Annotated in this window: 28 protein-coding genes; 17 read left to right on the forward strand and 11 right to left on the reverse strand. The window is 72.3% G+C overall.

What is annotated here, in order from left to right; translation table 11 throughout:
- Nucleotides 1-8: 8 nt before the first annotated feature.
- Nucleotides 9-473: a hypothetical protein gene (locus AB0H75_RS19660; protein WP_367797976.1), complete on the forward strand. Its 465-nt coding sequence runs from the start codon at nucleotides 9-11 to the stop codon at nucleotides 471-473.
- 56 nt (nucleotides 474-529) lie between these two features.
- On the opposite strand, the gene AB0H75_RS19665 is transcribed toward AB0H75_RS19660, so the two are convergent.
- Nucleotides 530-940 carry a VOC family protein gene (locus AB0H75_RS19665; RefSeq protein WP_367797978.1) on the reverse strand — a complete coding sequence of 137 codons (411 nt, stop codon included), beginning with the start codon at nucleotides 938-940 and terminating at the stop codon, nucleotides 530-532.
- A 48-nt stretch (nucleotides 941-988) separates the two neighbouring features.
- On the reverse strand, nucleotides 989-1534 hold the full coding sequence (locus AB0H75_RS19670) for a dihydrofolate reductase family protein (RefSeq protein WP_367797980.1): 546 nt from the start codon (nucleotides 1532-1534) through the stop codon (nucleotides 989-991).
- Nucleotides 1535-1656: 122 nt separating this feature from the next.
- Here AB0H75_RS19670 and AB0H75_RS19675 point away from each other — a divergent pair, with 122 nt between their 5' ends.
- On the forward strand, nucleotides 1657-2127 hold the full coding sequence (locus AB0H75_RS19675; RefSeq protein ID WP_367797982.1) for a pyridoxamine 5'-phosphate oxidase family protein: 471 nt from the start codon (nucleotides 1657-1659) through the stop codon (nucleotides 2125-2127).
- A 25-nt stretch (nucleotides 2128-2152) separates the two neighbouring features.
- Here the strand turns inward: AB0H75_RS19675 and AB0H75_RS19680 are convergent, their stop codons facing one another.
- The gene (locus AB0H75_RS19680; protein WP_367797984.1) at nucleotides 2153-2914 is read right to left on the reverse strand and encodes an SDR family NAD(P)-dependent oxidoreductase; all 762 of its coding nucleotides are present in this window, start codon (nucleotides 2912-2914) and stop codon (nucleotides 2153-2155) included.
- A 658-nt stretch (nucleotides 2915-3572) separates the two neighbouring features.
- On the opposite strand from AB0H75_RS19680, the gene AB0H75_RS19685 reads away from it, so the two are divergent.
- The gene (locus tag AB0H75_RS19685; RefSeq protein WP_367797986.1) at nucleotides 3573-4622 is read left to right on the forward strand and encodes a LacI family DNA-binding transcriptional regulator; all 1050 of its coding nucleotides are present in this window, start codon (nucleotides 3573-3575) and stop codon (nucleotides 4620-4622) included.
- 123 nt (nucleotides 4623-4745) lie between these two features.
- Here AB0H75_RS19685 and AB0H75_RS19690 read toward each other — a convergent pair whose 3' ends face one another.
- Nucleotides 4746-5492 (reverse strand): metallophosphoesterase, encoded by a 747-nt coding sequence (locus tag AB0H75_RS19690; RefSeq protein ID WP_367797988.1) that lies wholly within the window; start codon nucleotides 5490-5492, stop codon nucleotides 4746-4748.
- A gap of 229 nt (nucleotides 5493-5721) precedes the next feature.
- The gene (locus tag AB0H75_RS19695; protein WP_367797990.1) at nucleotides 5722-6090 is read right to left on the reverse strand and encodes a hypothetical protein; all 369 of its coding nucleotides are present in this window, start codon (nucleotides 6088-6090) and stop codon (nucleotides 5722-5724) included.
- Nucleotides 6091-6449: 359 nt separating this feature from the next.
- Between AB0H75_RS19695 and AB0H75_RS19700 the strand changes: the two genes are divergently transcribed.
- Nucleotides 6450-8744: an ATP-binding domain-containing protein gene (locus tag AB0H75_RS19700; protein ID WP_367797992.1), complete on the forward strand. Its 2295-nt coding sequence runs from the start codon at nucleotides 6450-6452 to the stop codon at nucleotides 8742-8744.
- A 15-nt stretch (nucleotides 8745-8759) separates the two neighbouring features.
- Here the strand turns inward: AB0H75_RS19700 and AB0H75_RS19705 are convergent, their stop codons facing one another.
- Nucleotides 8760-9224, reverse strand: a complete 465-nt coding sequence (locus AB0H75_RS19705; protein WP_367797994.1) for a MarR family winged helix-turn-helix transcriptional regulator — start codon at nucleotides 9222-9224, stop codon at nucleotides 8760-8762.
- A 100-nt stretch (nucleotides 9225-9324) separates the two neighbouring features.
- Here AB0H75_RS19705 and AB0H75_RS19710 point away from each other — a divergent pair, with 100 nt between their 5' ends.
- From AB0H75_RS19710 to AB0H75_RS19730, 5 genes are all read left to right on the forward strand, one after another.
- Nucleotides 9325-12630, forward strand: coding sequence for an efflux RND transporter permease subunit (locus AB0H75_RS19710; protein WP_367797996.1), 3306 nt, complete (start codon nucleotides 9325-9327; stop codon nucleotides 12628-12630).
- A 221-nt stretch (nucleotides 12631-12851) separates the two neighbouring features.
- Nucleotides 12852-13157 carry a helix-turn-helix transcriptional regulator gene (locus tag AB0H75_RS19715; protein WP_367797998.1) on the forward strand — a complete coding sequence of 102 codons (306 nt, stop codon included), beginning with the start codon at nucleotides 12852-12854 and terminating at the stop codon, nucleotides 13155-13157.
- Nucleotides 13158-13225: 68 nt separating this feature from the next.
- Nucleotides 13226-14656, forward strand: a complete 1431-nt coding sequence (gene purB / locus AB0H75_RS19720; RefSeq protein WP_367798000.1) for an adenylosuccinate lyase — start codon at nucleotides 13226-13228, stop codon at nucleotides 14654-14656.
- 53 nt (nucleotides 14657-14709) lie between these two features.
- Nucleotides 14710-14907, forward strand: a complete 198-nt coding sequence (locus AB0H75_RS19725) for a hypothetical protein (protein ID WP_367798001.1) — start codon at nucleotides 14710-14712, stop codon at nucleotides 14905-14907.
- Nucleotides 14908-15036: 129 nt separating this feature from the next.
- A complete protein-coding gene (locus tag AB0H75_RS19730) occupies nucleotides 15037-16059 on the forward strand; it encodes a DUF4037 domain-containing protein (RefSeq protein WP_367798002.1) in 1023 nt (340 codons plus the stop codon).
- A 33-nt stretch (nucleotides 16060-16092) separates the two neighbouring features.
- On the opposite strand, the gene AB0H75_RS19735 is transcribed toward AB0H75_RS19730, so the two are convergent.
- Genes AB0H75_RS19735 through AB0H75_RS19745 form a run of 3 tightly spaced genes read right to left on the reverse strand, consistent with a single transcriptional unit; the run spans nucleotide 16093 to nucleotide 18040 of the window.
- Nucleotides 16093-16932, reverse strand: coding sequence for an SRPBCC family protein (locus AB0H75_RS19735; protein ID WP_367798003.1), 840 nt, complete (start codon nucleotides 16930-16932; stop codon nucleotides 16093-16095).
- Nucleotides 16929-17237: an ArsR/SmtB family transcription factor gene (locus tag AB0H75_RS19740; RefSeq protein ID WP_367798004.1), complete on the reverse strand. Its 309-nt coding sequence runs from the start codon at nucleotides 17235-17237 to the stop codon at nucleotides 16929-16931. Before AB0H75_RS19740 ends, AB0H75_RS19735 begins: the two co-directional genes overlap by 4 nt.
- Nucleotides 17238-17281: 44 nt before the next feature.
- Nucleotides 17282-18040, reverse strand: coding sequence for a MerR family transcriptional regulator (locus tag AB0H75_RS19745; RefSeq protein WP_367798005.1), 759 nt, complete (start codon nucleotides 18038-18040; stop codon nucleotides 17282-17284).
- A 1388-nt stretch (nucleotides 18041-19428) separates the two neighbouring features.
- Between AB0H75_RS19745 and AB0H75_RS19750 the strand changes: the two genes are divergently transcribed.
- Nucleotides 19429-19680 (forward strand): helix-turn-helix domain-containing protein, encoded by a 252-nt coding sequence (locus AB0H75_RS19750; protein ID WP_367798006.1) that lies wholly within the window; start codon nucleotides 19429-19431, stop codon nucleotides 19678-19680.
- A gap of 49 nt (nucleotides 19681-19729) precedes the next feature.
- A complete protein-coding gene (locus AB0H75_RS19755) occupies nucleotides 19730-19879 on the forward strand; it encodes a hypothetical protein (RefSeq protein ID WP_367798007.1) in 150 nt (49 codons plus the stop codon).
- Between the two features lie 92 nt (nucleotides 19880-19971).
- Here AB0H75_RS19755 and AB0H75_RS19760 read toward each other — a convergent pair whose 3' ends face one another.
- Both AB0H75_RS19760 and AB0H75_RS19765 read right to left on the reverse strand, forming a co-directional pair.
- The gene (locus AB0H75_RS19760; RefSeq protein WP_367798008.1) at nucleotides 19972-20721 is read right to left on the reverse strand and encodes a phytanoyl-CoA dioxygenase; all 750 of its coding nucleotides are present in this window, start codon (nucleotides 20719-20721) and stop codon (nucleotides 19972-19974) included.
- A gap of 95 nt (nucleotides 20722-20816) precedes the next feature.
- Entirely contained in the window at nucleotides 20817-21704 is an 888-nt protein-coding gene (locus AB0H75_RS19765) for a radical SAM protein (RefSeq protein WP_367798009.1), read from the reverse strand.
- Between the two features lie 190 nt (nucleotides 21705-21894).
- Here AB0H75_RS19765 and AB0H75_RS19770 point away from each other — a divergent pair, with 190 nt between their 5' ends.
- From AB0H75_RS19770 to AB0H75_RS19795, 6 genes are all read left to right on the forward strand, one after another.
- Entirely contained in the window at nucleotides 21895-22077 is a 183-nt protein-coding gene (locus AB0H75_RS19770; protein ID WP_367798010.1) for an SMR family transporter, read from the forward strand.
- A 62-nt stretch (nucleotides 22078-22139) separates the two neighbouring features.
- On the forward strand, nucleotides 22140-22733 hold the full coding sequence (locus tag AB0H75_RS19775; RefSeq protein WP_367798011.1) for a GNAT family N-acetyltransferase: 594 nt from the start codon (nucleotides 22140-22142) through the stop codon (nucleotides 22731-22733).
- Nucleotides 22730-23062, forward strand: coding sequence for a DUF952 domain-containing protein (locus tag AB0H75_RS19780; RefSeq protein WP_367798012.1), 333 nt, complete (start codon nucleotides 22730-22732; stop codon nucleotides 23060-23062). Before AB0H75_RS19775 ends, AB0H75_RS19780 begins: the two co-directional genes overlap by 4 nt.
- 43 nt (nucleotides 23063-23105) lie before the next feature.
- Nucleotides 23106-23480, forward strand: a complete 375-nt coding sequence (locus AB0H75_RS19785; RefSeq protein WP_367798013.1) for a nuclear transport factor 2 family protein — start codon at nucleotides 23106-23108, stop codon at nucleotides 23478-23480.
- Between the two features lie 719 nt (nucleotides 23481-24199).
- Nucleotides 24200-24454 carry a hypothetical protein gene (locus tag AB0H75_RS19790; RefSeq protein WP_367798014.1) on the forward strand — a complete coding sequence of 85 codons (255 nt, stop codon included), beginning with the start codon at nucleotides 24200-24202 and terminating at the stop codon, nucleotides 24452-24454.
- Between the two features lie 597 nt (nucleotides 24455-25051).
- The gene (locus AB0H75_RS19795; protein ID WP_367798015.1) at nucleotides 25052-26734 is read left to right on the forward strand and encodes an enoyl-CoA hydratase-related protein; all 1683 of its coding nucleotides are present in this window, start codon (nucleotides 25052-25054) and stop codon (nucleotides 26732-26734) included.
- Nucleotides 26735-26756 lie beyond the last annotated feature (22 nt).

The following is a 26756-nucleotide window of genomic DNA, read 5'->3' on the forward strand; positions in this document are numbered from 1 at the left end:
AAGCCCCCATGACCACCACCGACCGCTGGGCCGCCGCCCCCGCCCAGCCCCCAGCCCAGCCCTCGGCGGCCCTGCCCCCGGCTCAGCCCTCGGCTCAGCCCCCGGCCCGCTCCGGCGACCCCGCCGCCGGAGCGGGCTCCCCCGATGACCTTGCGAGCGCCGGCGGCGGCACACCGGCCGACGCCGCCCTGCCTTCCCGCTTCCCGCACCAGGCCCCGCACCAGGTCATGCCGCCCCCCGTCGCCGAGACCGTGAGCGGCGACGGCCATCAGGCCCTGTTCGGGTTGCTCACCATCACGGGCGTCGCCACCTGCCTGGGCGGCGCCGCCTGGCTCGCGGTCAGGTACAACCCCCGCCTGGCCTTCCTCCTGTCGACCCGGCACGACGGCCCCGCACCACTCCCCGGCACGGCGGCGACGGGCGGCCCCGTCGAACGGCAGGGGAGCGGATGGCGCTGGCGACGCCCACCATGACGGCCGCCCCCGATGCCCGTCGCCCTCGGCGGCGCGGGTCGAGGGCGGCCGTAGGCTCAGCGCCGCTCCTGGACGCGGACCATGTTGCCCGCGGGGTCCCGGAAGGCGCAGTCCCGAACGCCGAACGGCTGCTCGATCGGCTCCTGGATCACCTCCGCGCCGCCGGCCTCCACCCGTGCGAAGAGGGCGTCGAGATCGTCGGTGGCCAGCAGGATGCCGGCATAGGTGCCCTTGGCCATCATCTCGGCGATGGTGCGGCGCTCGGTGTCGGTGACGCTCGGATCGGCGCTCGGCGGCTGCAGCACGATGGACGTGCCGGGCTGGCCGGCGGGGCCGACCGTGATCCAGCGCATCCCCTCGTAGCCGACGTCGTCGCGCACCTCGAAACCGAGGGCGTCGCGGTAGAACGCCAGGGAGGCGTCCGGGTCGTCATGGGGCAGGAAGCTGGCGTGAATCGTGACGTTCATGCACGTCACGCTAGGGCCGGCCGGGCACGCGCGCTTCTCGATTCCTGATCAGCCCGTCGCGGCCACCTCGTACGTGGACTGGACGACGCCCGCGCCGAGCACCCGGGTCGAGACGTGAACGAGCGGCACGTCGCCGCCCACCGGCCCGAACAGCGGACGCCCGGTTCCCAGCAGCACCGGCACCGTGGTGATGGTGATCCGGTCGATCAGCCCGGCGCGCAGGAACGTGCGGATGGTCCGGCCGCCGTCGACGTAGACGTTCTTGGCGCCGCGCTCGGCCAGGGCGTCCACGAGGGCGCCGAGATCGTGGTGGACGGTGACGCGCGGGTCGGCTCCGGGCCGCAGCGTGGTGCTGAGGACGGCGACGTCTCTGCCCTCGTAGGGCCACGGGTCGAAGCTCAGCCCCGTCTCGTAGGTGCCGCGGCCCATGACGATGGCGTCGATGCCGTCGATGAACTCCTGGTAGCCCAGGTCCGTGCCGGCCGCCTCGCCCCGGCTGGTGAGCCAGCCGAGGTCGCCGTCCTCGCGGGCGATGAAGCCGTCGAGGCTCGTGCCGATGAACACCGAGGACGTGAACGGGTGCCCGGAGGCCATGAGTGACTCCTCTAACGTTTATAAATGTTCGTTCGTTTATAAACGTATCCAGTGCCGGCGCGTTTGTAAACCGGCGTTCATGAACTGTGGTTCTGTCGGTGGCGCCGGGCATGATGGCGGTCATGGCTTCATGGCAGGAGTTCGAGCGGCAGGCGCCCCGGCTGGGCGGGATCGCCCGGGGGCTGATGGAGACCTACCGGCACAAGGTCCTGGCGACGTTACGCAAGGACGGCTCGCCCCGGGTCAGCGGCATCGAGACGAGCTTCAAGGGCGACGAGCTGTGGATGGGGTCGATGCCCGGCGCCGTCAAGGCCCTCGACCTGCGGCGGGACGCGCGCATGGCGATCCACGTGACCTCGCGGCAGCCGGAGGGCGACGACCCGTCGGCGTGGGAGGGTGACGTGAAGCTGTCCGGCCGGGCGGTGGAGATCACCGACGCCGGCGTGCTGGCGTCGTTCGGGCTGCCCGACGAAGGGTCCCACCTGTTCAGGATCGAGGTCACGGAGGTGGCCTGGACCCGGGTCGAGGGCGACGAGCTGGTGATCGACGCGTGGCGGGAGGGCGCCGGCGTGCGCCAGGTATGCCGTAAGTGATCTACTTTGTAAAGGCGCTTCTTCGTTAATGGACGAAGAAACCCCCGTCCACGAACAACATCTGGCCGGTGACGAAAGCGGAGGCGTCGCCGGCCAGGAAGACCGCCGCTCCGGCGAAGTCGGCGGGAAGGCCGTTGCGGCCGATCATGTGGCGGGCGGCCAGGGCCTCGACGCGGCCGGGGACGGCCTGGGCGGGAGCGGTGAGCGGGGTCAGCACGAAACCCGGGATGATCGTGTTGACGCACACGCCGCTGGGGGACCACGCCTCGGCCTGGGAGCGGGTGAGACCGGCGAGGCCGGCCTTGGCGACGCCGTACGCGCCGCTGTCACCGAAGGCGCTGATCGACTGCTGCGAGCCGATGTTGATGATGCGCCCCCAGCCGCGCGCGGCCATTTCCGGGCCGAAGCGCTGGCCGAGGAGGTAGGGGGCGGTGAGGTTGACGGCGAGGGTGAGCTCGTAGTCGTCGGTGGTCAGGTCGGCCATGGGCTTGCGGATGTTGTTGCCGGCGTTGTTGACCAGGATGTCGATGTCGCCGGCGGTGTCGCAGACGCGCCGCACGTCGTCACGGTCGGCCAGGTCGGCGCTGATGCTGGTGGCGGTGACGCCGTGCCGGTCCAGGCGGGCGACGGCCTCGCTCAGCTCGGCGGGGCGGCGGGCGACGAGCACGACCTCGGCCCCGGCGCGGCCGATCGCCTCGGCGATGGCGTAGCCGATCCCGGAGCTGCCGCCGGTGATCAGCGCGCGGCGGCCGTGGAGGGAGAACAGCTCACTCAGATAGTCCGACACGGTGGCACAAGCTAGCACCCGGTGGTGGGGGTGGGCGGGCCGGGGCGCTCGTACGGTCGGCACGTCCGGAAGGACGGGTCGCCCGGCTCGCATCGGCCTGCGGAGACGTCGTTGCGGGGTGCTCGCGTGCGCACCGGGACGTTCGGCGCGGGCCGGCGCGTCCGTCCGGGGACGGGGCGGGCCCGGCAGGGCGGGTGCCGGTCGGACGGGCCGTCTGCCGAGCGGTCTGCCGGGCCGTCTGCCGGGGTCCTCTGCCGGGCGGTCTGCCGGGCCGTCTGCCGGGGTCCTCTGCCGGGCGAGGCCGGTTGGCGAGACGAGACGTCGCCGGCGGACCGGCCGCGGGAGCACCCGGCGGGCCGATGCGCGCGGATCGGTCCTCTACGCCGGTCGCGGTCGGCCGGTCGCGGTCGGCCGGTCGCGGTCGGCCGGTCGCGGTCGGTTGGTCGCGGTCGGTTGGTCGCGGTCGGTCATGGTCGGGAGCGGGCGGGTAGGCCGATATAGGACGTCCAGACGAGGAGGGGCGGTGTGGCCGGTGCCGGTCGTGGGCGGCGATGATGTGCCCTGACGGCGCCGGGACGGCCCGGCGGGATGATCGATGGGCGTTCCGGGTGACCGGGTGGGACGATCGGCAGGTGACGTCCAGGAGAGAGGCGGGGGGATGGCCACGCGCGAGCGGCCGCGGCGGGTGACGATCGCCGATGTGGCGCGCCATGCCGGAGTGTCGACGACGGCGGTGTCGAAGGTGCTGCGCAACGCCTACGGCGTGAGCCCCGCCATGCGGGACCGGGTGAAGGCGGCGATCGAGGAGCTGGGGTACCGGCCGCACGCGGCGGCACGGGCGATGCGGGGACGGACGTTCACGATCGGGGTGCTGCTGCCGGACCTGCGTAACCCGTTCTTCCCGGACATCCTGGACGGTCTGAACGAGCAGCTCGCCGGCACCGACTACCAGGCGATCATGGTTCAGGGCGGGCCCGGCACCGAGGCGGAGGCGCGGGCGATCGACGCGCTGGTGGACCGGCAGGTGGACGGCATCCTCATGATCGCTCCTGAGCTGGGGCGGGCGCGGCTGGAGGAGGTGGCCGCGCAGACGCCGACGGTGGTGCTGGGGCCGCACGAGCGGTCGGCGGTGTACGACGCGGTGCACGACGACGACGAGCTCGGCGCTGAGCTGGTGGTGCGGCACCTCATCGCGCTCGGGCACCGGCGTATCGCCCACATCGGGCACAAGCCGGGCGTACGCGTGCGGGCGTCGGTGGCGCTGCACACGATCAGGGCGGCGACGTACGAGCGGGTGATGCGCGAGCACGGGCTGGAGAGCGAGATCGCCGTGGCGCTGACCTCCTACAGCGAGGAGGGCGGCTACGCGGGCGCGCGTGAGCTGCTGGCCCGCTCGCCGCGCCCGACGGCGATCTTCGCGGGCGCCGATCTGGCGGCGCTGGGCGCGTTGCGGGCGCTGCACGAGGCGGGGCTGTCGGTGCCGGGGGACATCTCGCTGGCCGGGTACGACAACACCCGCCTGGCGGCGCTGTCCAACATCTCGCTGACGAGCGTGGACCAGGACGGCACGGCGATGGGACGCACGGCGGGCCGGCTGCTGCTGGAGCGGATCGAGGGACGCGGCTCGTCGGTCCGCTTCTCGGTCACGCCGACCCTCGTCCCCCGGCACTCGACGGCCCCACCGGCGGCCCGCGAGGCCCCGCTGTGAGCCCGTCCTCTGAGCCCGTCCCCGGAGCCCGCGCTGTGAGCCCGCGCTGTGAGCCCGCACTGTGAGCCCGCACTGTGAGCCGACGCCCGTGATGCCGGGGCCCGCCGGGGGCTGTCTTATCGCTTATCGCGGACGCTGCTCGGCCTTGGCGAAGGCGCGCAACGCCTCCGCGTCCGAGTGGACCTGCATCACGTACTCGTCCACGAACTGCGCGATCCCCTCGAACCCGCTCTCGGCGATCAGCCGCTCCCCGGTGCGCCGCGCGTCCAGCGGGGTGTTGCGCAAGGTGACGCTGCCGCTCTCCCCGTCCAGCAAGGCCCAGTGCGCCCCGGGTCTCCCGTAGGGCATCCCCACAGATCCCGGGTTGACCGCCATCACCCGGTCGGCGAGCCGGACGAACGGCATGTGCGTGTGCCCCATCACGATGAGGTCGGCCTCCTCCCCGGCCAGCACCTCGGCCCAGCGCTCCAGGGCGCTGTCCACGAGGATCGTCTCCTCGTCGCCGCGTGGCGTGGCGTGCACGAACAACGCCGTCCCCAGCCGTCCGGCCTGGACGACCTGCCGCTCGGGCAGCGCGGCCAGCAGCTCGACCTGGTCCTGGCGCAGCCGCTGGCCCGCCCACTGGGAGATCGGCCACGGGCTCGCCCGCCCGCGCGCCACCTCCACCAGCTCCCGGTCGGCGTTCCCCCGCACCCAGAGCGCCCGCTCGCCCAGCGTGGTCAGCAGGTCGAGCGTCTCCACCGGCAGGGGCCCGGCGGCGATGTCCCCGGTGAGCACGATCAGGTCGGCGGTGGTGACGTCCGGCTCGGCCAGCACGGCCTCCAGGGCGGGCAGGACTCCATGGACGTCGGAAAGCACGGCGATGCGCATACCGTGACCTTCTCGTGTGCGGCCCGGCCGCGGGAAGACGTCCAGCCGAGAGCGAAAGCGCCCGCCGAGGACGCCGCCATCGTGCGGGACGTCCGGAACGGCGGGCGCCGGGGGGTCCGCGCCGGCCGCGGCCGGGGGGACCGGCCGGGCCCGAGGGCGCGGGTGTCAGTCGGTTCGGATGTCAGTCGGTGTGGGTGTCAGTCGGTGTGGATGCCCGTCCGTGCGGACGTCAGTCGGCGCAGATGGCGAAGACGCTGATGCCGACGTCGCTGTAGCCGTCCTGGCGGCCGAGAGCGATCCAGCCGCGCGCGTCGTCGGTGGGGAACGAGCCGACCAGGATGGCCCGGTTGCCGCGGGCCTCGGCGCCGCCGCCGAGGACCCTCTTGGCGCCGGGGCAGTACAGCGTGCGGCGCTGGAAGTTGGGGACGTTGGCGTTGGGCAGTATGACGAGCTGGTAGCCCGGGGGGAGGGCGGACTGGCGGGCAGCGGCGAGGGGGGCGACGGGAGTGGTCGTGGCGCTGGCCACGGTGGCAGTCGTCACGCAGGCTCCTGCTGCGAGAAGGGTGAGCGGAAGGGCCAGGAGCTTCTTGAACTGCATGGCTTCTCCTTGTTCGTGCCGCCGGCGAACGCACTCCGGGCAGCACGAGACACGCCGGCGAATGCGGTGCTGGGGGAGTGGCCGCGGGACAAAGGGGCTGACACGCTCAGTATCCGCTTCATCACCACCCGTGTCCATAGGTGTCCTGTGCGGATGTTGGCACCCAACTGACCTGGGACGTTGCCTCGCCGCGAATGGCCCTATTCCCGAAATCAGCCGAACCTGACGATCGCCGGCGGAGAGAGGTGGGCGGCGGCGCGAAAGGGCGCGATTGCGCGGGCGCACGGCCGGGGGTAAGCTCGAATGCTCCACCCCTACCAAGGACTTTCACAGCCCTCCCGTTAGGAGTATACCACCCGATGGCTAATCGTCAAGATGGTCTCGCTGAAGCTCTTGACACCGAGCAGCGCACCGTGTCGTGGCTCTACGGCCTGCTCGACCTCGCCAGGGAACACGCGCAGACGGCGCTGCGCCAGGTGTACGGCCACCGCGGCATCGGCCGCCAGGCGATGGTCGAGCGCGAGGTGCGGGCCTCGGAGCAGGCGCGGCGGCTGGCGCAGCTCAACGCGGTCGAGCGCGGCCTGTGCTTCGGCCGCATCGACGACGGGTCCGGGCACAGCGCCTACATCGGCCGTATCGGGCTGCGGGACGAGCGGCACGAGACGGTCCTGATCGACTGGCGGGCGCCGGCGGCGCGGCCGTTCTACGTGGCCACGGCCACCGACCCCGGCGGCCTGGTGCGCCGCCGGCACCTGCACCTGAAGGACCGCAAGGTCACCGCGATCGACGACGAGGTGTTCGACCTGGAGCGGATGAGCGAGGGCGACCGGCGCGCGCTGGTGGGGGAGGCGGCGCTGCTGGCGGCGCTGCGCCGGGGCCGCACCGGCCGGATGGGCGACGTGGTGGCCACCATCCAGACCGAGCAGGACCGGGTGATCCGCGCCGACCTGCAGGGCGCGCTGGTGGTGCAGGGCGGGCCGGGCACCGGCAAGACGGTGGCGGCGCTGCACCGGGCGGCGTACCTGCTCTACACCCACCGCGACACCCTGGAGCGGCGCGGCGTCCTGGTGGTCGGCCCGAACGCGACGTTCCTGCGCTACATCGGCCAGGTGCTGCCGTCGCTGGGGGAGACGCAGGTGGTGCTGACGACGGTGGGCGAGATGTTCCCGGGCGTGCGGGCGGTGGCGTCCGACCCGCCGGAGACGGCGGTGGTCAAGGGCGACGTTCGGATGGTGGAGGTGGTGGCGCGGGCGCTGGAGCTGCGCCAGCGGGTGCCGCGGGGCGACCTGGTGGTGGAGCTGGACGGGCACGCGCTGCGGGTGCCGCACGCCACGTGCGCGGCGTTGCGCGACCGGGCGCGCGCGGTGCGGCTGCCGCACAACATGGCCCGCAAGCTGTACGTCACCGAGCTGCTCAAGGAGCTGGCCAAGGCCGAGGCGCGGGCGCTGGAGGAGTCGCTGCACCTGGAGGAGCTGGTCGAGCTGGATCCCGGGCTCGACCCCGAGCTGGCCGAACCGCTCGACCTGGAGGGCGACCTGGACGAGCTGGACCTGGAGCTGGCCTCGCAGCGGTTGTGGGCCGAGCCGGTGGTGCGCCGGGCGATCGACGAGCTGTGGCCGGAGCTGACCCCGCAGTCCCTGATCTCCGGCCTGCTGGCCGACCCGGACGCGCTGTGGTCGGTGGCGCCCTCGGGCCTGGACTGGCCGTGCCTGGTGCGCCCGGCGGACGCGCCGTGGACGGTGGGCGACGTGCCGCTGCTGGACGAGGCGGCCGAGCTGCTGGGCGAGGACGACTCCCGGCGGCGCGCGGCGGCCCGGCTGGCGCACGCGGACGAGGCGGAGCAGCTGCTGTACGCCAGCGAGGTGCTGCAGACCACCGGCGTGGCCGAGGAGGGCATCTTCGCGCGGGCGGACGTGCTGGCCGAGCGGCACGCCGACGACGGGGCGGAGCTGACCACGGCCGACCGGGCGGCGGCCGACCGGAGCTGGGCCTACGGGCACGTGATCGTGGACGAGGCGCAGGAGCTGTCGGCGATGGCCTGGCGGATGGTGATGCGGCGGGTGCCGGCCAAGTCGCTGACGGTGGTGGGCGACATCGCGCAGACGGGGTCGGCGGCCGGGGCCCGCTCGTGGGGCGAGGTGCTGGACCCGTACCTGAAGGGCCGCTGGCGGGTGGAGCACCTGAGGGTCAACTACCGCACGCCGGTGGAGATCATGGAGGTGGCGGCGGACGTGCTGGCGGCCTTCGACCCGCACCAGCAGCCGCCGGAGTCGGTGCGGTCGGGCGAGTCGGCGCCCCGGGCGGTGCGCACGCCGGTGTCGGGGCTGCCGGAGCTGGTGGCGGGGGAGCTGGCGGCGATCGGCGAGGGCCGGGTGGGGGTGGTGACCCCGGACGCGCTGCACGAGCGGGTGGCGCGGCTGTTCCCGGCGGCGGACCTGGACGCGCCGGTGGCGGTGATGACGGTGACGCAGGCCAAGGGGCTGGAGTTCGACGCGGTCGTGGTGGTGGATCCGGCGGGGATCCTGGCGCAGTCGCCGATGGGCGGGCGGGACCTGTACGTGGCGGTGACGCGGGCGACGCGGCGGCTGACGGTGGCCTACGAGGGCGAGCTGCCGGAGGTCCTGTCCCGCCTCACCGACGAATCTACAAAGTAAAGGCGGCTGATTTTTTCACTCCAGCCCGTCCACCCCGTCGAGCTTCTCGGCGACAGCGTGGATGGCCCGGGTGACCTGGTCGAGGGCGCGCAGGGTCTCGGTGTCGAGGTGGTCCATGATGCGGCGCATCTGGCGGCTGCCGACGTTGCTGACCTCTTCGAGGAAGGCGGCGCCTGCGGGGGTGAGCTCGACGCGGCGTACGCGGCGGTCGTGGGGGTCCTCGTGGCGGCTGACGAGGCCCTGGGCGACGAGGCGGTCGACGATGCCGGTGACGGTGCCGAGGCCGACGCCGAGGCCGGCGGCCAGTTCCTGGCCGCTGGCCGAGCCGCTGGCCGACAGGAGCATGACGACCTTGAGCTGGCGCATGGTGAGGTTGGAGGTGAAGAGGGGGGAGTGGTGCTGGGCGAAGACGCGTCCCAGGCTGCGTTGTGTCTCGGAGATCCGGTGGATCAGGTCTTCGCGTTCGTCGTTCACAATCACCTCTCGCTTCCTGAGAAGGTTATCAGGATTGCTTGACGGGTCTAAATATTCGTGTGACGCGAAGTGTTAGTCTGGGCCGAACTCTTGGGAGGGGGAGCCTATGACCGCTTTCGCCAGATTGAGCTTGGTCAACCGCACTCTTGTGATCTTGATCGCGGTCGTGCTCAGCGCGTTCGGCGCGTTCACGATCCCGCAGCTGAAGCAGCAGTTGTTGCCGTCGTTGTCGTTCCCCGGCGCGTTCGTGATCGCCCCGTACCCGGGCGCGTCGCCGGAGATCGTGGAGGAGCAGGTCACCAAGCCGATCGAGGACTCCTTCCAGGGGCTGGCGGGGATGGAGGAGCTGACCTCCACCTCCCGCGAGGGCATGTCGCAGGTGCAGGTGGCCTTCGAGTACGGCACCGACATCGAGGCGTCGCTGAACCGGATGCAGCAGGCGCTGAACCGGGCCACGCTGCCCGAGGGCGTGGAGGCGCGGGTGGCGGCGGGCAACACCGACGACATCCCGGTGCTGGTGCTGGCGGTGGGCGACGGCGGTGACGAGCGGGCGATGGCCGACAAGCTGCGCCGGCTGGTGATCCCGGAGTTGCAGGGTGTGGAGGGCGTGCGGGAGGCGACGGTCACCGGCACCCGTGACGAGGTCGTCACGATCGAGCCGGACGCCGGGAAGATGGCGCTGGCGGGGGTGTCGGCCGCGCAGATCCCGGAGGTGCTGCGGGCCAACGGCACGCCGATCCCGGCGGGCACGCTGACCGACGGCGGCAAGACGCTGACGGTGCAGGTGGGCACCCGGGTCGACTCGATCGAGAAGCTGAAGGACCTCTACCTGACCCCCGCCCAGCCGCAGGCCGCGACCCAGCAGCCGGCCCGGCAGCCGGGGCAGGGGCAGCAGCCGGGCCGCTCCCAGGCGGGCACCCCGCAGGCCCAGCAGGCCCAGCAGCAGGCGCAGGCGCAGGGGCCGGCGCAGCAGGCGCGGCCGCGGGCGCCGAAGCCGGTGAAGCTGGGCGACGTGGCGACGATCACCCGGGGCCTGGCCGAGGCGACGACGATCACCCGTACCGACGGGCGTTCCAGCCTGGGCGTGTCGGTGACGATGGTGCCCGACGGCAACGCGGTGGCGATCTCGCGCGAGATCAACGAGCTGCTGCCGGACCTGACCAAGGCGCTGGGCGACGGGTCGGACACGGCGGTGTCGGTCGTCTTCGACCAGGCGCCGTACGTGGAGCGGTCGATCGAGAGCCTGACGACCGAGGGCCTTTTGGGGCTGGCGTTCGCGGTGCTGGTGATCCTGGTGTTCCTGCTGTCGGTGCGTTCGACGCTGGTGACGGCGGTGTCGATCCCGCTGTCGGTGGTGATCGCGCTGATCGTGTTGTGGGCGGGTGACTACTCGCTCAACATGCTGACGCTGGGCGCGCTGACGATCGCGGTGGGCCGGGTCGTGGACGACTCGATCGTGGTGCTGGAGAACATCAAGCGCCATCTCGGCTACGGCGAGGCCAAGCTGCAGGCGATCCTGGCGGCGGTGCGCGAGGTGTCGGGCGCGGTGACGGCCTCGACGCTGACCACGGTGGCGGTGTTCCTGCCGATCGCGGTGGTGGGCGGCATGGTGGGCGAGCTGTTCAGCCCGTTCGCGGTCACGGTGACGGTGGCGCTGCTGGCGTCGCTGGTGGTGTCGCTGACGGTGGTGCCGGTGCTGGCGTACTGGTTCCTCAGGGCGCCGCGGGTGTCGCCGGAGCAGGCGCGCAAGCTGCGCGAGGAGGCCGAGGCCAAGGAGCTGCGCTCGCCGTTGCAGCGGGCCTACCTGCCGGTGCTGCGGTTCGCGACGCGGTTCAAGCTGGTGACGGTGCTCATCGGGGTGGCGGTGTTCGTCGCGACGATGGGGATCGCCGGGGGGTTGCAGACCAACTTCCTGGACTCCTCCGGGCAGAACACGATCTCGCTGTCGCAGCGCATGCCGGTGGGCACGGACCTGGCCACGACCGACCGGGCGGCCAAGAAGGTCGAGCAGGTGCTGGCCGGGGCCGACCAGGTCGAGATGTACCAGGTGAACGTGGGCGGCGGCGGCGCGATGGGCGGCGCGTTCGGCGGGGGCGGCAGCTCGGACCGGGCGTCGTACTCGGTGACGTTGAAGGACGGCGCCGACACGCCCGCGGTGGAGCAGCGGCTGCGCGAGGAGATCGCGAAGCTGTCGGGGGTGGGCGAGGTCACGGTCGGCGCGGCCGGCGGCGGCGGATTCAACGCCGACACCATCAGCGTGATCGTGCGCGGCCCGGACCTGGAGACGTTGCGCAGCGTGTCCGGCCAGGTGGTCAAGGCGATGGGCGAGGTGCCGGGGCTGCGGGACGTGTCGTCGAACATGGAGGCGTCGGCGCCGCGGGTCGAGGTCGTCGTGGACCGGGAGAAGGCGGCGGCGCGCGGCCTGTCGGAGGCGCAGATCGGGCAGTCGGTGGCGCAGGCGTTCCGCGGCGCGCCGCTGGGCCAGGTGACGCTGGACGGGCGCAGCAGCGATCTGGTGCTGCGCGGCGGGGACGCGCCGGAGGACGTCGAGGCGGTGAAGGACCTGCGGCTGGTGACGGCCTCGGGCCTGGTGAAGCTGTCGTCGGTGGCGGAGGTGCGGCAGGTGGCCGGGCCGACGCAGGTGACGCGGATCGAGGGTGAGCGCTCGGCGACGGTGACGGCCAAGGCCGTGGACGCGGGCAACCTGGGCGCGGTGACGCAGGACCTGGACGCCAAGCTGAAGGGGCTGCAACTGCCGGCGACGGCCTCCTACAAGCTGGGCGGGGCGTCGGCGGACCAGGCGGACGCCTTCTCCGACCTGGGGATGGCGATGCTGGCGGCGATCGCGATCGTGTTCCTGATCATGGTGGCGACGTTCCGGAGCTTCGTGCAGCCGCTGATCCTGCTGGTGTCGATCCCGTTCGCGGCGACGGGCGCGATCGGGCTGCTGGTGGCGACGGGGACGGCGATGGGCGTGCCAGCGCTGATCGGCATGCTGATGCTGATCGGCATCGTGGTGACCAACGCGATCGTGCTCATCGACCTGATCAACCAGTACCGGGAGCAGGGCATGGGCGTGGTCGAGGCGGTGATCGAGGGCGGCCGGCGGCGGTTGCGGCCGATCCTGATGACGGCGGTGGCGACGATCTGCGCGCTGACGCCGATGGCGCTGGGCGTGACGGGGTCGGGCGGGTTCATCTCCCAGCCGCTGGCGATCGTGGTGATCGGCGGGCTGGTGTCCTCGACGCTGCTGACGCTGGTGCTGGTGCCCACGCTCATCGTGGCCACGACCAGGAAGCGCGATCGGGGGCCGCGGGCGCCGCAGGGGGCTGACCGGGCGCGGGAGAGCGCGGACGGCGCCGGTACCGGGGCCGGGGCCGGGACGGAGAACCTGGCCGGCCAGCGCGCCTGAGGTCTTCCCGTACGGGCGTGGCGGGGTGCCGGTCCCGGTGGCCGGTGGCCCGCCGCGTCCGTACCGGAGGGGGCGGTTTCTGGCATGTGTCCAGGTATGTGATGAGATAGACACGTCCGAACGTGGTTACGCGAAAGAAGCTTCGTCATAAGATTTTCGGGTAACGAGCGGTTCGTCACTCGGCGAGAGTGACGCGCGACCGGAAAGGAGGTGGGAACGGCATGAGTCCGGCGGGTGAGGCCCCGGCCACCTGGACCTTCCTCACCCATCACGCCCGGGTGCTGATCGAGATCGCCCGCGACCCGCGGGTGCGGCTGCGGGACATCGCGGCCCACATCGGCATCACCGAGCGAGGGGTGCAGAACATCGTCACCGATCTGTTCGAGGCCGGCTACCTGCACCGGGAACGCATCGGCCGCCGCAACCACTACAGCCTCAACCTCGACCGGCACTTCCGCTACCCGACCGAGGCCGGCCTGCCGGTGCGCCTGCTGATCGACATCTTCACCAGCCGCGACGCCGACTGACGCGCGCCCCTCGGCGAGCCGTGGGCCGTGTCGGCCGCGGGCGCGGCTGGTGCCTACACTTGTCGAACGTGACTTCCAAGCCGCGCATCCCCAACGTCCTGGCCGCCCGCTACGCCTCGCCGGAGCTGACCCGGCTGTGGTCGCCCGAGTACAAGATCGTCGCAGAGCGGCGGTTGTGGCTGGCGGTGCTGCGGGCCCAGGCCGAGCTGGGGATCGCGGTGCCGGAGGGCGCGGTGGCCGCCTACGAGAAAGTGGTCGAGCAGGTCGACCTGGAGTCCATCGCCGCGCGGGAACGGGTGACGCGCCACGACGTCAAGGCGCGGATCGAGGAGTTCAACGCGCTGGCCGGGCACGAGCAGGTGCACAAAGGCATGACCTCGCGCGACCTGACCGAGAACGTCGAGCAGCTGCAGATCCGCGACAGCCTGCTGCTGGTGCGCGACCGGGTGGTGGCGCTGCTGGCGCGCCTGGCGCGGCTGGCCACCGAGCACGCCGGCACGGTGATGGCCGGCCGCTCCCACAACGTGGCCGCGCAGGCCACGACGCTGGGCAAGCGGTTCGCGACGGCGGCCGACGAGCTGCTGGTGGCCTACGGCCGGCTGGAGGAGCTGCTCGGGCGCTACCCGCTGCGCGGCGTCAAGGGCCCGGTGGGCACCGCCCAGGACATGCTCGACCTGCTGGGCGGCGACCGGGCCAAGCTGGCCGAGCTGGAGGAGCGGGTGGCCGCCCACCTGGGCTTCGCCCGCCGTTTCACCAGCGTCGGGCAGGTCTACCCGCGCTCGCTGGACTTCGAGGTGGTCACGGCGCTGGTGCAACTGGCGGCGGCGCCGTCGTCGCTGGCCAGGACGATCCGGCTGATGGCCGGGCACGAGCTGGTCACCGAGGGGTTCGCCGAGGGGCAGGTCGGCTCCTCGGCGATGCCGCACAAGATGAACACCCGCTCCTGCGAGCGGGTCAACGGCCTGGCGGTGGTGCTGCGCGGCTACGCCTCGATGACGGGGGAGCTGGCGGGCGACCAGTGGAACGAGGGCGACGTGTCGTGCTCGGTGGTGCGCCGGGTCGCGCTGCCGGACGCGTTCTTCGCCTTCGACGGGCTGGTGGAGACGATGCTGACGGTGCTGGACGAGTTCGGCGCCTTCCCGGCGGTGATCTCGGCCGAGCTGGACCGCTACCTGCCGTTCCTGGCCACGACGAAGATGTTGATGGCGGCGGTGCGGGCCGGGGTGGGCCGCGAGCAGGCGCACGAGCTGATCAAGGAGCACGCGGTGGCGGCGGCGCTGGCGATGCGCTCGCGCGGCGCGGCCAACGAGCTGCTGGACCGGCTGGGCGGCGACGAGCGGTTCCCGCTGGGGCGGGCGGAGCTGGAGGGGCTGCTGGCCGACCGGGTGCCGTTCACGGGGGCGGCCGCCGACCAGGTGGAGGCGGTCGCGCGACGAGTCGGCGAGGTCGTGGCGGCGCACCCGCAGGCCGCGCAGTACCGGCCGGGCGCGATTCTGTGATCCGCGAGCTGCCCGGTGATCCGTGAGCTGCCTGGTGATCCGCGAGCTGTTCTGTGATCCGTGAGCTGCGCACGCCCGGCGAGGTGCGGGCGGCCTGCGGGGACGACGACCTGGTGATGTGGGTGGCGCAGGGCCTGCGCGGCGGCACGCGCGCCTGGCCGCTGGACGGCGCCACGGCCAGCGCCGCCGGGAGCGCTGTGGTGGCGTGCGGCCGGGCGCGTGCTTCTTCGGCTACCGGCGCCGCCACGTGATGGCTTCCTCCGTCACCCCCTGACCGCCGTCGCCCGCCGCCGGCCCGTCGCGGGGCGGGTCGGCTGGGCGAAAATCGGGTGAGGTTCGGGCGGTGCTGGTGCAGAGTTGACGGCGTGATGTCCGATTTCATGCCGGGTATTGAGTTGTCCCGGGCCTTCTACCACGAGGTGGTGGCGCCGCTGGTGCCGCGCATCGCGCACAGCGCCGCGCTGGTGGGCCCGGGGTCGGAGGTGCTGGCGTTCGACACCGCGCGCTCGGCCGACCACGACTGGGGGCCGCGGGTGCTGGTGTTCGTGGCCGGCGAGGACGTGGCCGAGGTGGAGACGAAGGTGCTGTCCGGCCTGCCGGAGCGCTTCCGGGGGCTGGAGACGGTGTTCTCCTATCACGGGCAGGTGCGGCCCGGGGTGCGGGTGTGCGAGCCGGGCGCGTGGCTGCGCGAGCAACTGGGGTTCGACCCGCGGGCGGGGATGACGCTGCTGGACTGGCTGTCGGTGCCGTGGCAGCGGCTGGCGGAGGTGACGCGCGGGGAGGTCTTCCACGACGGGCTGGGCGCGCTGGAGGCGGCGCGGGAGGTGCTGCGCTGGTATCCGCAGGACGTGTGGCGGTACGTGCTGGCCTGCCAGTGGCGGCGCATCGCGCAGGAGGAGCCGTTCCCCGGCCGGTGCGGCGAGGTCGGCGACGAGCTGGGGTCGGCGGTGGTGGGCGCGCGGCTGGCGCGGGAGGTGATGCGGCTGGCGTTACTGCTGCGGCGGCGCTACCCGCCCTACGCCAAGTGGCTGGGCAGCGCGCTGGCGCGGCTGCCCGGGTCGGCGGAGCTGGGGGAGTGCCTGAGGTCGGCGATGGCGGCGCGGTCGTGGCGCGAGCGGGAGGAGGGGCTGTCGGGCGCGTACGCGCGGCTGGCGGCGTTGCAGAACCGGCTGGGGCTGGCCGAGCGGCTGGACGAGGGGGTGCGGGGTTTCCACGACCGGCCGTTCCGGGTGATCGGCGGGGACCGGTTCGCCGAGGCGCTGATGGCGTCGGTGTCGGACCCGGCGGTCCTGGGGTTGCCGGTGGCCGGGTGCGTGGACCAGCTGTCGGACTCGACGGAGGTGCTGATGACGTCCGGGCGGGCGCGGGCGCTGACGGCCGCGGCGCTGGACCTCACCGCTTAATGATCTACAATGTAAAGAACGTGGGTTTTTACATCAAAAATCCAGCAGTTCAAAAGCAAGAACGGCGACGCGAGAGCGCCAGGCGGGCAGGGCGGACGGGTCGCCGGTGTGGGTGACGACGAGGCGGGCGCCGTGCCCGGTGCCCTCGGCCAGCTCCCAGCGGACGCCGCCGCCGGGGCTGTCGTAGTGCAGGAGCTTGCCGGTCTCGACGCGGGTGACGGGGCCGGCCGGGACGCCGGGGACGGTGAAGGGGGCGGGCGGGGGCTCGCCGACGGTGGCGCGGTGGCCGTCGAGGTGGTGCCAGACCTGGTCGGCGGGGCGGGTGAGCTGGCGTTCGAGGCGGACGGCCGCGCCGTCGGCTTCGCCCCTGGCGCCGGCGCCGGGGCTGGTGCGGGGGCTGGTGCCGGTGGGCTCGGCGGGGTCGAGGCCGAGGATGTGGACGTAGTCCTCGTGGAGGCGGGCGGTGGCGGCGGGGTCGGGGGTGTGGGGGCGGTCGTCGAGGTGGGCGAGCAGGGCCATGAGGCAGGTGTGCCAGCCGGCGCTGAAGCTGGCGGCGCCGTGGTGGTCGGTGAAGGTGTGGGTGAGGGTCAGGACGGTGCCGCCGGTGCCGTCGGGGTGGAGCTCCCATTGCAGGTGGTCCTCGCCCCAGGTGTGGGCGAACAGGCGGGGCGGGTCGTTGCGGGTGATGCGGCCGTCGGGGCCGAAGCCGTAGGTGATGCGGTCGCCGTCGAGGGTGACCTGGGCGGGGAACCAGGCGGCCAGGTGCTGGGGTTGGGTGATGGCGCGCCAGACCTTCTCGGGCGGGTGGGGGAGGCGGCGTTGCATGCGCAGGGTGGTGCGGCCGTCGGGGTGGAGGGTGAGGGTCTCGTTCATCGGTCGTCGTCCATGGTGTCGAGGTGGGCTTCGAGGCGGTCGAGGCTGTGGTTCCAGAGTTTGCGGTAGGGGGTGAGCCAGGCGTCGATCTCGGCGAGGGGAGCGGGGGTGAGCTCGTAGAAGCGGCGCTGGGCGTCCTTGCGGACGGTGACGAGGCCGGCTTGGCGCAGGGCGCGCAGGTGTTTGCTGGTGCCGGGCTGGGTGAGGCCGAGGTGGTGGGTGAGCTCGGTGACGTTGCGGGGGCGTTCGAGGAGGAGGTCGAGGATGTGGCGGCGGGCGGGTTCGGCGAGGACGTCGAAGGGCATGCCGTGAATATACCCGCCGGGTTATATGCCCGCAAGGGTATGTATCAGGGGCGGCGGCGGGCGTTGGCCTCGATCGCCTCGCGCAGGTAGGCGGCCAGGCCGGGCAGCTCGGCGTCGTAGAAAGCGGTGAACCGGGCATCGGTGACGTACAGCTCGCCCAGGCAGCGGTGCATGGCGTGGTCGCAGTCGTAGAACCAGCGGCTGATGTGGCCGCGATGGCGCTCGGCCAGGTCCATGGCCTGCTCGCCGCCGGGGGGCAGGCCGGCCTTGCAGGCGTCGGCGAGCCCGGCGACGATGGCGGCGGCCTCCGCCTTGAGCTGCAGCCAGTCGGCCTTGGTGTAGGCGGCGACGCGGCGGCGGCTCTCGGCGTAGCGGGGGCTGGATCCCCAGCGGCGCTCGACCTCGGGCTCGTGCTCCTCGGGGCGGAAGTCCCCGAACACCTCGAAACGCTCCTCGGGCGTCAGGGTGATGCCGCTGCTGCGGGCGTGGATGGCCCGCTCGACGGCGGCGATGACCTGGCCGAGGTGGCGGGCGCGGGTGGTCAGCAGCTCGTGCTGGCGGCGCAGGTGGGTGAGCTCGTCGACGCTCGGCTCGTCGAGGATGACCGCGATCTCCTCCAGCGGGAAGTCCAGCTCGCGGTAGAGCAGGATCTGCTGGAGCCGGACGAGGTCGGCGTCGGTGTAGCGGCGGTAGCCGGCGCGGGTGCGCTCGGTGGGGACGAGCAGGCCGATCTCGTCGTAGTGGTGCAGGGTGCGGACCGTGACACCGGCCAGGCGGGCGACCTGTCCTACCGAGTAGCTCATGCTCTCCACGATGAGGCCTGACGTGACGTGAGGGTCAAATCGGGTCGTACCGTCCTTCCAGGTGAGGCAAAAACTTCCTGTGGGTTTTGGCGTGAACTGCCCGGGATAAGGGACCGGACATAACCTGGGAGCAACAGCAGGGTGACGGTGCGCGTAGGCGGGCGCCGGCCAGGCCACGCGAGGCGCCATGACAACGATCGCCAAGACAGCGGAGACGACCACAGCCCGGAGCGGGCGGGCACCCGCGTACGCGGGTACAGGTGCGGGTGCGGTCCTGCGGCCGGTGCCGTTACGTGTTGGGCCCGGAGTCGGAGGAGGAGCGGCTGCTATGACATCACGTTCCGGTGTACGTCCTGGGGGCGGCCGGGTGTGCGGGGCCGGCCGGGCCCGGGGCGGGTGGGTGCCGGCGCGTTCCCGGCCGGCTGTCCGGGCCGGCGGGCAGGTGCGGCTCGGCGGTCGGGTACGGCCGGTCCGGGCCGGTGGGCCGGTACGAGCCGACGGGCGGGGGCCGGGCGGGCGGCGTCCGCGGGCTGTCGCGCCGGCTCGCCCGAGAGCCGCCAGCAGGGGATCGCGCTTATTACCTCGACCGGGACGCCCGCTCGCGTGCGCGGGTGTCCCTGTACGGCCGGACGGCGTCCCGCCGGCGGCCGGCGCCCCATGGGAAGGACTGTCGCCGGAGGGCCTGTCGTGGGGAGGTCTGTCGCCAGGTGGCCTGTCACCGGGTGGCCTGTCATCGGGGAGTCTGTCATCGGGGGGCGTCCCGCCGGGTGGAATCCCGCCGGCGGGAGGGATCCACTGGGGTGACAGCGCGTCGGGGGGCATGCGATCGGGCGGTACCCGGTCAGGGGGGCCGGCCGGGGCGCCGGCGGCGGGAGCGGGGCGGCCCTCGCAGCGCCCGGCGCGGTTGTCGCATCGAGCCGGGCAGCGGTACGAACGGGCAGGGCGCGGTCACCGGGCGGACGGACCGCTGGATCACCGGTTATTACCCAGTCCCGCCGGCCGGAACGGGCCCGCTGGATCCACCACGCCGGCAGCAGGGCCAAGCCGATCAGCCCGTCCAGCACCAGCAACCCCCAGCTCAATACCGTGAACTCGCTCGCCGCCGACTGGGACGGGGCGCCGGTCAGGAGGGAGCAGGGCCAGCCACACCGCGAGAGTCTCCAAGGCGTCCCACAAGGCGCGCAGCACCACCACCACGTACCAGCTAAACAGCGGCCAGGCCACCGGAGGCCGGCCCGCCTTCCAGGCTGCCATCCGGGCGGGGCGGCGGGCATTCCCGCCACCTGGAACCCCGCCGGCCCGGGGGAGAGGGCGGCCGGTTCGCCACGCCCCCGGCATCGGACGATAAAAATACCGGTATTCGGATCTCGCGGTATAGAGTGACCCTCATGGTGCGACCTCCGCTGACCCCTGAAGAGCGGCTCCGCGGCGAGCAACTCGGCACGATGCTGCGCCAGGCCCGGGGCGAGCGCAGCATCGTCGAGGTCGCCGCCGCGGCCGGCATGTCCGCCGAGACCCTGCGCAAGATCGAGACCGGGCGGATCGCCACGCCCGCCTTCTTCACCATCGCGGCCCTGGCCGACGTCCTCGGCATCAGCCTGGACCACCTCGCCACCCGCACCACCCCCGCCCCCACCTGACCCGGCCCCCTCCGGTCCGCGGGCCGGTGTCCTTGTTACCGTCGGTGACATGACAACGGGGGAGCAGCATCCCGCCCCGCCGCCCGGGCCCGGCCCGAGGCGGCGGATCCTGGTCGCCGCCGCGCTGGCCGCGGTGACCCTCACCGCCGCCGCCCTCGGCGCGGCGTCGTTCCTGCTCATCGACGCCGCCACCCGCTGACGCCGCCACCTCTTTGAACGACAACGCTCTTTGAACGACACCGGCTCTCTGAACGACACCGCTGCCTGAACGACGCGATCACCCGCTGAACGTCACGCCTGACCGGCCGCCCGCGCCAGCGGCGTGTCCGCGCCCGGCGCCAGCGGCCGCGACAGGAACACCGGCGCCTGCGCCATGAACCGCGGCCGTGTCCCCTGGTGCTCCTGCGCCGCGTGCACCGCGAACGGATGCACCACGTACACGTCGCCGGGCAGCCCCGTGGCCAGCGCCACCGGACGATCGCGGCCCACTTCCTCGAACCTCGGGCCGATCTCCATCACGTCCTGGACCCGCTCGTCCAGCAGCCGCGCCATGTCCCGCTGCGAGCCGGCCCGGATGCGCGTGGGCGCGTCCCGCGGCCCCACTTCCGACAGCAGCACCAGCAGCAGCAACGTGTGCGGCCGCCCGCTGACCCCGTACGTCCCGTCCGGGCGCGGGGTGTTGGCGTCGATGTGCCAGCCCCGGTCCTCGGCCGGCGGCACCCTCGGGAAACGCACCGGTATGTTGCCTACGCTGCCGAGCGGCAGCCACCCGCCGGCGCCCGCCACCGCGTCCAGCGCCGCCGCCAGCCGCGCGCTGCGCACGATCTGCCCGAACGGCCCCTCGCCCGTCAGGTCAGCCGTCCACACCACCGGCTGCGTCCACCCCGGCGGATCGTCCGGCGACAACCCGATCCGTTGCCACAGCAGCTCCTGGGCCGCCTCACCCACCTCGCGCGGGACGACCGCCTCCACCTTGGCGAACCCGTCGGCCACGAACCCCTCGACATCGACGACCTCACCGGCCGCGTTCATCTCGCTCATGCCCGGCGACGCTAGCAACGCCCACCCGGCCGCCACGACCCGTTTTTCTCCCGCGCCGACACCGGCCAGGACGACAGCGGCCAGAGAAGCAAGCGTCACACGAGCGACAGTTGCGCCGCCCGCGGCTCCCGCCGGCGCGGCAGGCCCGGACCGAACTCCAGCCCGTACACCCGGCACAACTGCTCGATCTGCCCCGTGATCCGCTGCTCGTAGTCCGGCGACGGCAGCCCCGCCCGGTCGTACAGCTCCTCGTAACGCGCCACCAGCCGCGGATGCGCCTGCTGCAGCCACTCCAGGTACCAGGCCCGCGTCCCCGGCGGCAGCCGCAGCACCACCGGCTCCACCCCCCGCGCCCCCGCACCCGCGATCCGCCGCACCGTCGCCCCCAGCTGATCGGCGGCGTCACTGAGCAGCGGCAGCACCGGCGCCATCAGCACCCGGCACTCCACTCCCGCCTCCGCCAGCGCCGAGACCAGCTCCAGCCGCGCCTGCGCCGTCGGCGCCCCCGGCTCCACCGCCCGCCGGATCCGCTCGTCCACGAACGCGATCGACACCGCCACCCGCGCCCCGGCCTCGGCCAGCAACGCCGCGTCACGCAGCACCAGGGCCGCCTTGGTGTAGACGGTGAACGGCACCCCCGACTCCGCCAGCGCCCCGATCACCCCCGGCATCAGCCGGTAGGTCTCCTCCGCCTCCTGGTAGCAGTCGCCGCTGACACCCACCGCCAGCTCGTCGCCGCCCCAGCGCGCCAGGTCCGCCCGTAGCCGCGTCACCGCGTTGGGCTTGACCACGATCCGCGTGTCGAAATCCCGCCCCGCGTCCAGCCCCAGCCGCCGGTGCCCGGCCCGCGCCCCGCACCCCCGGCAGGCATGCGCGCACCCCCGGTAAGGGGAGACGGCCCACTGCTGGGCGATGCCCGCGGCCGGCGGCACCCGCTCGATCATCGTGCGGGCCTGCGTCTCGTAGAAGCCGTCACGCAGCACCGCGCGCCGCTCGATCAGCGGTCGCTCATCGGCAGCGTCAACCAGCGCAAGCGCGTCCCAACCCACACCCTCCAGTGGAACACGTATTCGACTGTGTTTTCAAGCGATTCCGCGCACCCCGGGGGAGCGGACCGCCCCACGCTAAAATCAGACACCCGTCCCACTTCACCACCTCAGGGAAGAAACCTCCATGGCCTGGCTCCAGCTCGGCATGGGCACCGCCTACGCCGTCTGGTCCGGTGCCGGCACCGCCGCCATCGCCCTCATCGGCGCCGCCTTCATGGGGGAGACCCTCACCCCCCTCAAGATCGGCGGCATCCTGCTCATCATCGGCGGTGTCGTCGTCCTCAACCTCGCCGGTACCCCCCGATGATCGCCGAGCCCTCCGCCGAAAACGCGTTGCCACCCCCCACCCCTCTCCCTACACTGCCCCCCGTGATCCACCCCGCCACACCCGGCCACCACGACGAGCCCGCCCTCCAGCCCGCCTACCCGATCACCACCCCCCGCCTGACCCTGCGCCCCTTCACCCTCGACGACCTCGACGCCGTCCATGCCTACGAATCGCGCCCCGACGTCACCCGCTACCTCTACTGGCACCCCCGCGACCGCGACACCAGCCGCGAAGCCCTCGCCAAGAAAGCCATCCGCACCGCCATCCACCGGGAAGGCGACGGCCTCGACCTCGCCATCACCCTGCGCGGCAGCGGCCACCTCATCGGCTCGGCCCTGCTCATCTGGACCAGCCGCGAGCACCGCCAGGGCGAGATCGGCTACGTCCTCCACCCCGGCCACCACGGCCATGGCTACGCCACCGAAGCCGCCCGCGAAATGCTCCGCCTCGGCTTCACCGGCCTCCACCTGCATCGCATCACCGGCCGCCTCGACGCCCGCAACACCGCCTCAGCCCGCGTCCTGACCAAACTCGGCATGCGTCACGAAGCCACCCTCATCGACAACGAATACGTCAAAGGCGAATGGGCCAGCGAAGCCGTCCACGCCATCCTCGAAACCGAATGGACCCCATGACCAGCCCCACCGCGACCGGCCCCGCCGGCCGCCCCGCCATCCACCACCTCGCCCTGGCCGCCGACTGGCAGCACGCCACCCGGGCGGGGGAGTACCGCACCTCCACCCTCGGCCGCACGCTCGAGCAGGAAGGCTTCATCCACTGCAGCCGCGACCTCCACCAGCTCCGCGAGGTCCACGGCCGCTACTACACCCACGTCACCGAACCACTGCTCGTCCTCGACATCGACCCCACCGGGCTCGACGTCCGCACCGAGAACGGCTACCCCCACCTGTACGGGCCCCTGCCCGTGGCCGCCGTCACCGCCGTCCGCCCCTACACCGCCTGAACTACACCGCCCGAACCCGGCCCCCGGAGCCCACCCAGACCTCATGGACACCCGCACCGCAGCCCAGCGCTTCGCCGACACCTGGCAGCACGCCTGGACCCACCACGACGTCGCCGCCATCACCGCCCTCTACCACGACGACGCCGTGCACACCAGCATGCCGTTCCGCCCGCCGCACCACGGCAGGCAAGCCATCGCCGACTACATCGCCTGGTCCTTCAGCGGCGAGAGCGACCCCCACGTCACCTTCGCCACCCCCATCGTCGACGGCGAGCAGGCCGCCATCGAATTCCGCGTCCACGCCCTCGACAACGGCCGCCCCGTCACCCTGGCGGGCTGCGTCTTCGCCCGCTTCGGCCCCGACGGGCTCGCCCGGGAGACCCACGACTACTGGCACACCACCGACGGCCACCAGTGACACATCCCGGGGGAGCACCCACCCCGGAGACAAGCCCTAACGAACCACCCGCAACGACGTCCCACCCGGACGCCCACCAGCCACCGCCGGCACCCCCGGCATCGCGGGCGGCAGCACGGGCGGCAGTACCGGGGCCGCCTCGGCCACCGGCTCCGGACGGGCCATCTGCCGCGTCTGCTCCGACGCCTCAGCACGCCGCTCGGCGCACCCACCCCCGCAGTACCCGTTCGTCACGATCAGCCGCCCCCGCAGCGGCGTGTACGCCTCCCTGTCGGAAGCGGGCAGAACGCCCTGACACACCGGGCATAAAACCGATTGGCTCCCCACGTGCTGCTCCTCTCGCGGCGCGAATAGCAGGAGCTCCACCTTAAAGCCACCATCCCGCTCAAGGACAGACAATCAACACAACGTCAACACCACCGTCAGCGCCGCACCGCGCCCCGCAAGGGGACCGGACGCCCCACTCCGCTCACGGCGAAACACCCGCTCACCGCCCCGATCCGCGCCCCGCGCCGTCGGCCGGGAAGCGGCTGCCGGGTGCCGCCCGGCGTGAAAATTTTCACACCAGCACCGCCCGCCACACCCGTCGCCCGGGCGGAGGGGAACGGGCCGTGCCCGCCCGGATCCGCTCTACTTGACATAATGTTCATTATCGAGCAAACACACATCCCGCACCACCCGTCCCGAATAAACCCGCGCCCAGCGGGAAGACGCACCCCATGTACCCCCTGGAGATCACGACCCCGGGCCTCATCGCGCTCACGGCCGTCATCACCGCCGCCGCCATCTGGCTCATCATCCTCGCCGTACGCCTCACCCAGGCGCCACGCAACCGGCTCAACCCCAGCGCCGACCTCGTCGACCAGGCCCGCGAGCTCAAAGCCCTCGGCCAGATCCGCGAAGCCGTCTTCCTGGTACGCGGCGAGACCGGCATGAGCCAGCGCGCGGCCGCACGCTTCGTCAACCGCCTCTGACGAACGACGAATGACGAATGACGAGTCCGGATCCTGCGTCACCCTGTTGCCGCCATGTCGTCACCCTGTCGCTGCTGGGGCCCGCCACCGCCGCCGGAGGTGTTTGGCGGGGCCTCTCCCCGGTGACAATGGGTAATGCCCTCGAATGATGTCATACCGGACAGAATGTGGGTTCTGTCTGGTATGGCGTATTTTATGGCGGAAAGACCAGATTGGCGTGCCTTGCGGCTTGTGCTCGCGGTCCGCGCTTGACCATGATCGCGTCGCCGAGTGCGGGTCGTCTCTGGTCCTCGCGCCCGCAGGCGTGTGCGCCCTCGGGATCGTGCCCTTCCGGCGTGAGGACGTCCGGCGTGCGTGGCGCTCGTCGCGTGTTCCCGGCCGGCTGGGCGCGGAGCCGGAAGGTGCTCCCCTCTCCCCCGGCGTCGTGGCCGTAGGGTGCTGCGAGGGGTGTTTTTTGCTGGGTTTGTCAGCGTCAGTGGTGTTTTCGTGTCAGGATCGGATGCACGTATGGGCCTTATGGGACTGCCGTAAACGTCTGGGGCGTCCCGGTGGGCTCTCCCCTGCCCTGCTGGTGCTGATGCGAAAGAAGTGTTCGTCGTGCGTGTTCTGCTGCTGTGCTCGTCCTTCAACGGTCTGACCCAGCGGGTGTGGCTGGAGCTGCGCCGGGCCGGTCATGAGGTGAGTGTGGAGCTGGCGTTGTCGCCGGAGGTGATGGCGGAGGCGGTGGAGCTGGCCAAGCCGGATCTGGTGATCTGCCCGTTCCTGAAGGAGCGGGTGCCGGCGCGGGTGTGGCAGGGGGTGCGTACGGTGATCATCCACCCGGGGCCGCCTGGGGACCGGGGGCCGTCGTCGCTGGATTGGGCGATCGCGGAGGCGGAGCCGGAGTGGGGGGTGACGGCGTTGCAGGCGGTGGAGGAGATGGACGCGGGTCCGGTGTGGGGGTATCGGATGTTCGCGGTGCCGGCGGAGGCGCCGCGTAAGTCGGCGTTGTACAACGGGCCGGTGGCTGATGCGGCGGTGGAACTGGCGCTGGAGGTGGTGGCGAAGGCGGCGGATCCGGGTTTTCGGCCGGTGGTGGTGGAGGAGGGTGCTGCGGGGGTGCCGGGGCGGTTGCGGCGGGCGATGCGTCATGCCGATCGGGAGTTCTCGTGGGAGGAGCCGGTGGAGGCGATCGTGCGCCGGGTGCGGGCGGCTGACGGGGCGCCGGGTGGGCGTGGGGTGTTGTGCGGGGTGCCGGTGCGGGTGTTCGACGTGTATCGGGGGCCGGAGCTGGCGGGGATGCCGGGTGAGGTGGCGGGCCGGTGTGAGGGGGCGGTGCTGGTGCATGCGGGTGATGGGGGGACGGTGTGGGTGGGTCATGTGCGGGTGGAGGGTGAGGGGTCGGTGAAGTTGCCGGCGGTGGTGGCGTTGGGTGAGCTGGTGGCGGGAGTGCCGGAGCGGGCGGGGTACAGCGAGATCACGTATGACCGTAGTGAGGGGGTGGGGGTGGTGAGTTTTGATTTCTACAACGGGGCGATGTCGACGGATCAGTGCCGGCGGTTGGCTGCGGCGTTGCGGTATGCGGTGGCGCAGGATACGCGGGTGCTGGTGGTGCGGGGTGGTGAGGTTTTCTCGAACGGGATTCATCTGAATGTGATCGAGGCGGCGCGGTATCCGGAGATGGAGGCGTGGCGGAACATCAATGCGATGAATGAGGTGTGCCGGGAGGTGGTGGCGTGTGATCGGCAGTTGGTGGTGGTGTCGATCGGGGGGAATGCGGGTGCTGGTGGGGTGATGTTGGGGTTGGGGGCTGATCGGGTGTTCGTGCGGGAGCCGGTGGTGTTGAATCCGCATTATCGGACGATGGGGTTGTTCGGTAGTGAGTTGTGGACGTATACGTTGCCGCGGCGGGTGGGGGCTGAGGTGGCGGCGCGGTTGACGCGGGAGGCGTTGCCGGTGGGGGCTGCTGAGGCGGTGGAGCTGGGGTTGGCGGATCGGGTGGTGGGTGGTTCGCGGGTGGAGTTCGAGCGGCGGGTGCTGGAGTACGCTGAGCGGTTGGCGGTGGATGCTTCGTACGGGGGGTTGCTGGAGGCTCGGCGGCGGGGGCGGCGGGTTGATGAGCTGCGTAAGCCGTTGGAGGCTTATCGGGTGGAGGAGCTGGCGGAGATGAGCCGGGACATGTTCGATGACCGGTGTGGGTTCGCGGGGGCGCGGCGGGCGTTCGTGCGGAAGGAGCCGGCGGTGGTGACGCCGGGGCGGTTGGCGCGGCATCGGGAGTTGTCCGGCGCGTCGTGGGGTTGATGACGGCCTGCATCTCATATGT

The sequence above is a fragment of the Nonomuraea sp. NPDC050783 genome, from assembly GCF_040802095.1.
Lineage (GTDB): Bacteria > Actinomycetota > Actinomycetes > Streptosporangiales > Streptosporangiaceae > Nonomuraea.

What these genes read in the sequence shown, in the direction of transcription:
- AB0H75_RS19660 (WP_367797976.1), top strand. Translation starts at nt 9, where the DNA reads ATGACCACCACCGACCGCTGGGCCGCCGCCCCCGCCCAGCCCCCAGCC.
- AB0H75_RS19665 (WP_367797978.1), bottom strand. Translation starts at nt 940, where the DNA reads ATGAACGTCACGATTCACGCCAGCTTCCTGCCCCATGACGACCCGGAC.
- AB0H75_RS19670 (WP_367797980.1), bottom strand. Translation starts at nt 1,534, where the DNA reads ATGGCCTCCGGGCACCCGTTCACGTCCTCGGTGTTCATCGGCACGAGC.
- AB0H75_RS19675 (WP_367797982.1), top strand. Translation starts at nt 1,657, where the DNA reads ATGGCTTCATGGCAGGAGTTCGAGCGGCAGGCGCCCCGGCTGGGCGGG.
- AB0H75_RS19685 (WP_367797986.1), top strand. Translation starts at nt 3,573, where the DNA reads ATGGCCACGCGCGAGCGGCCGCGGCGGGTGACGATCGCCGATGTGGCG.
- AB0H75_RS19690 (WP_367797988.1), bottom strand. Translation starts at nt 5,492, where the DNA reads ATGCGCATCGCCGTGCTTTCCGACGTCCATGGAGTCCTGCCCGCCCTG.
- AB0H75_RS19695 (WP_367797990.1), bottom strand. Translation starts at nt 6,090, where the DNA reads ATGCAGTTCAAGAAGCTCCTGGCCCTTCCGCTCACCCTTCTCGCAGCA.
- AB0H75_RS19700 (WP_367797992.1), top strand. Translation starts at nt 6,450, where the DNA reads ATGGCTAATCGTCAAGATGGTCTCGCTGAAGCTCTTGACACCGAGCAG.
- AB0H75_RS19710 (WP_367797996.1), top strand. Translation starts at nt 9,325, where the DNA reads ATGACCGCTTTCGCCAGATTGAGCTTGGTCAACCGCACTCTTGTGATC.
- AB0H75_RS19715 (WP_367797998.1), top strand. Translation starts at nt 12,852, where the DNA reads ATGAGTCCGGCGGGTGAGGCCCCGGCCACCTGGACCTTCCTCACCCAT.
- AB0H75_RS19730 (WP_367798002.1), top strand. Translation starts at nt 15,037, where the DNA reads ATGCCGGGTATTGAGTTGTCCCGGGCCTTCTACCACGAGGTGGTGGCG.
- AB0H75_RS19735 (WP_367798003.1), bottom strand. Translation starts at nt 16,932, where the DNA reads ATGAACGAGACCCTCACCCTCCACCCCGACGGCCGCACCACCCTGCGC.
- AB0H75_RS19740 (WP_367798004.1), bottom strand. Translation starts at nt 17,237, where the DNA reads ATGCCCTTCGACGTCCTCGCCGAACCCGCCCGCCGCCACATCCTCGAC.
- AB0H75_RS19745 (WP_367798005.1), bottom strand. Translation starts at nt 18,040, where the DNA reads ATGAGCTACTCGGTAGGACAGGTCGCCCGCCTGGCCGGTGTCACGGTC.
- AB0H75_RS19750 (WP_367798006.1), top strand. Translation starts at nt 19,429, where the DNA reads ATGGTGCGACCTCCGCTGACCCCTGAAGAGCGGCTCCGCGGCGAGCAA.
- AB0H75_RS19755 (WP_367798007.1), top strand. Translation starts at nt 19,730, where the DNA reads ATGACAACGGGGGAGCAGCATCCCGCCCCGCCGCCCGGGCCCGGCCCG.
- AB0H75_RS19760 (WP_367798008.1), bottom strand. Translation starts at nt 20,721, where the DNA reads ATGAGCGAGATGAACGCGGCCGGTGAGGTCGTCGATGTCGAGGGGTTC.
- AB0H75_RS19770 (WP_367798010.1), top strand. Translation starts at nt 21,895, where the DNA reads ATGGCCTGGCTCCAGCTCGGCATGGGCACCGCCTACGCCGTCTGGTCC.
- AB0H75_RS19780 (WP_367798012.1), top strand. Translation starts at nt 22,730, where the DNA reads ATGACCAGCCCCACCGCGACCGGCCCCGCCGGCCGCCCCGCCATCCAC.
- AB0H75_RS19785 (WP_367798013.1), top strand. Translation starts at nt 23,106, where the DNA reads ATGGACACCCGCACCGCAGCCCAGCGCTTCGCCGACACCTGGCAGCAC.
- AB0H75_RS19790 (WP_367798014.1), top strand. Translation starts at nt 24,200, where the DNA reads ATGTACCCCCTGGAGATCACGACCCCGGGCCTCATCGCGCTCACGGCC.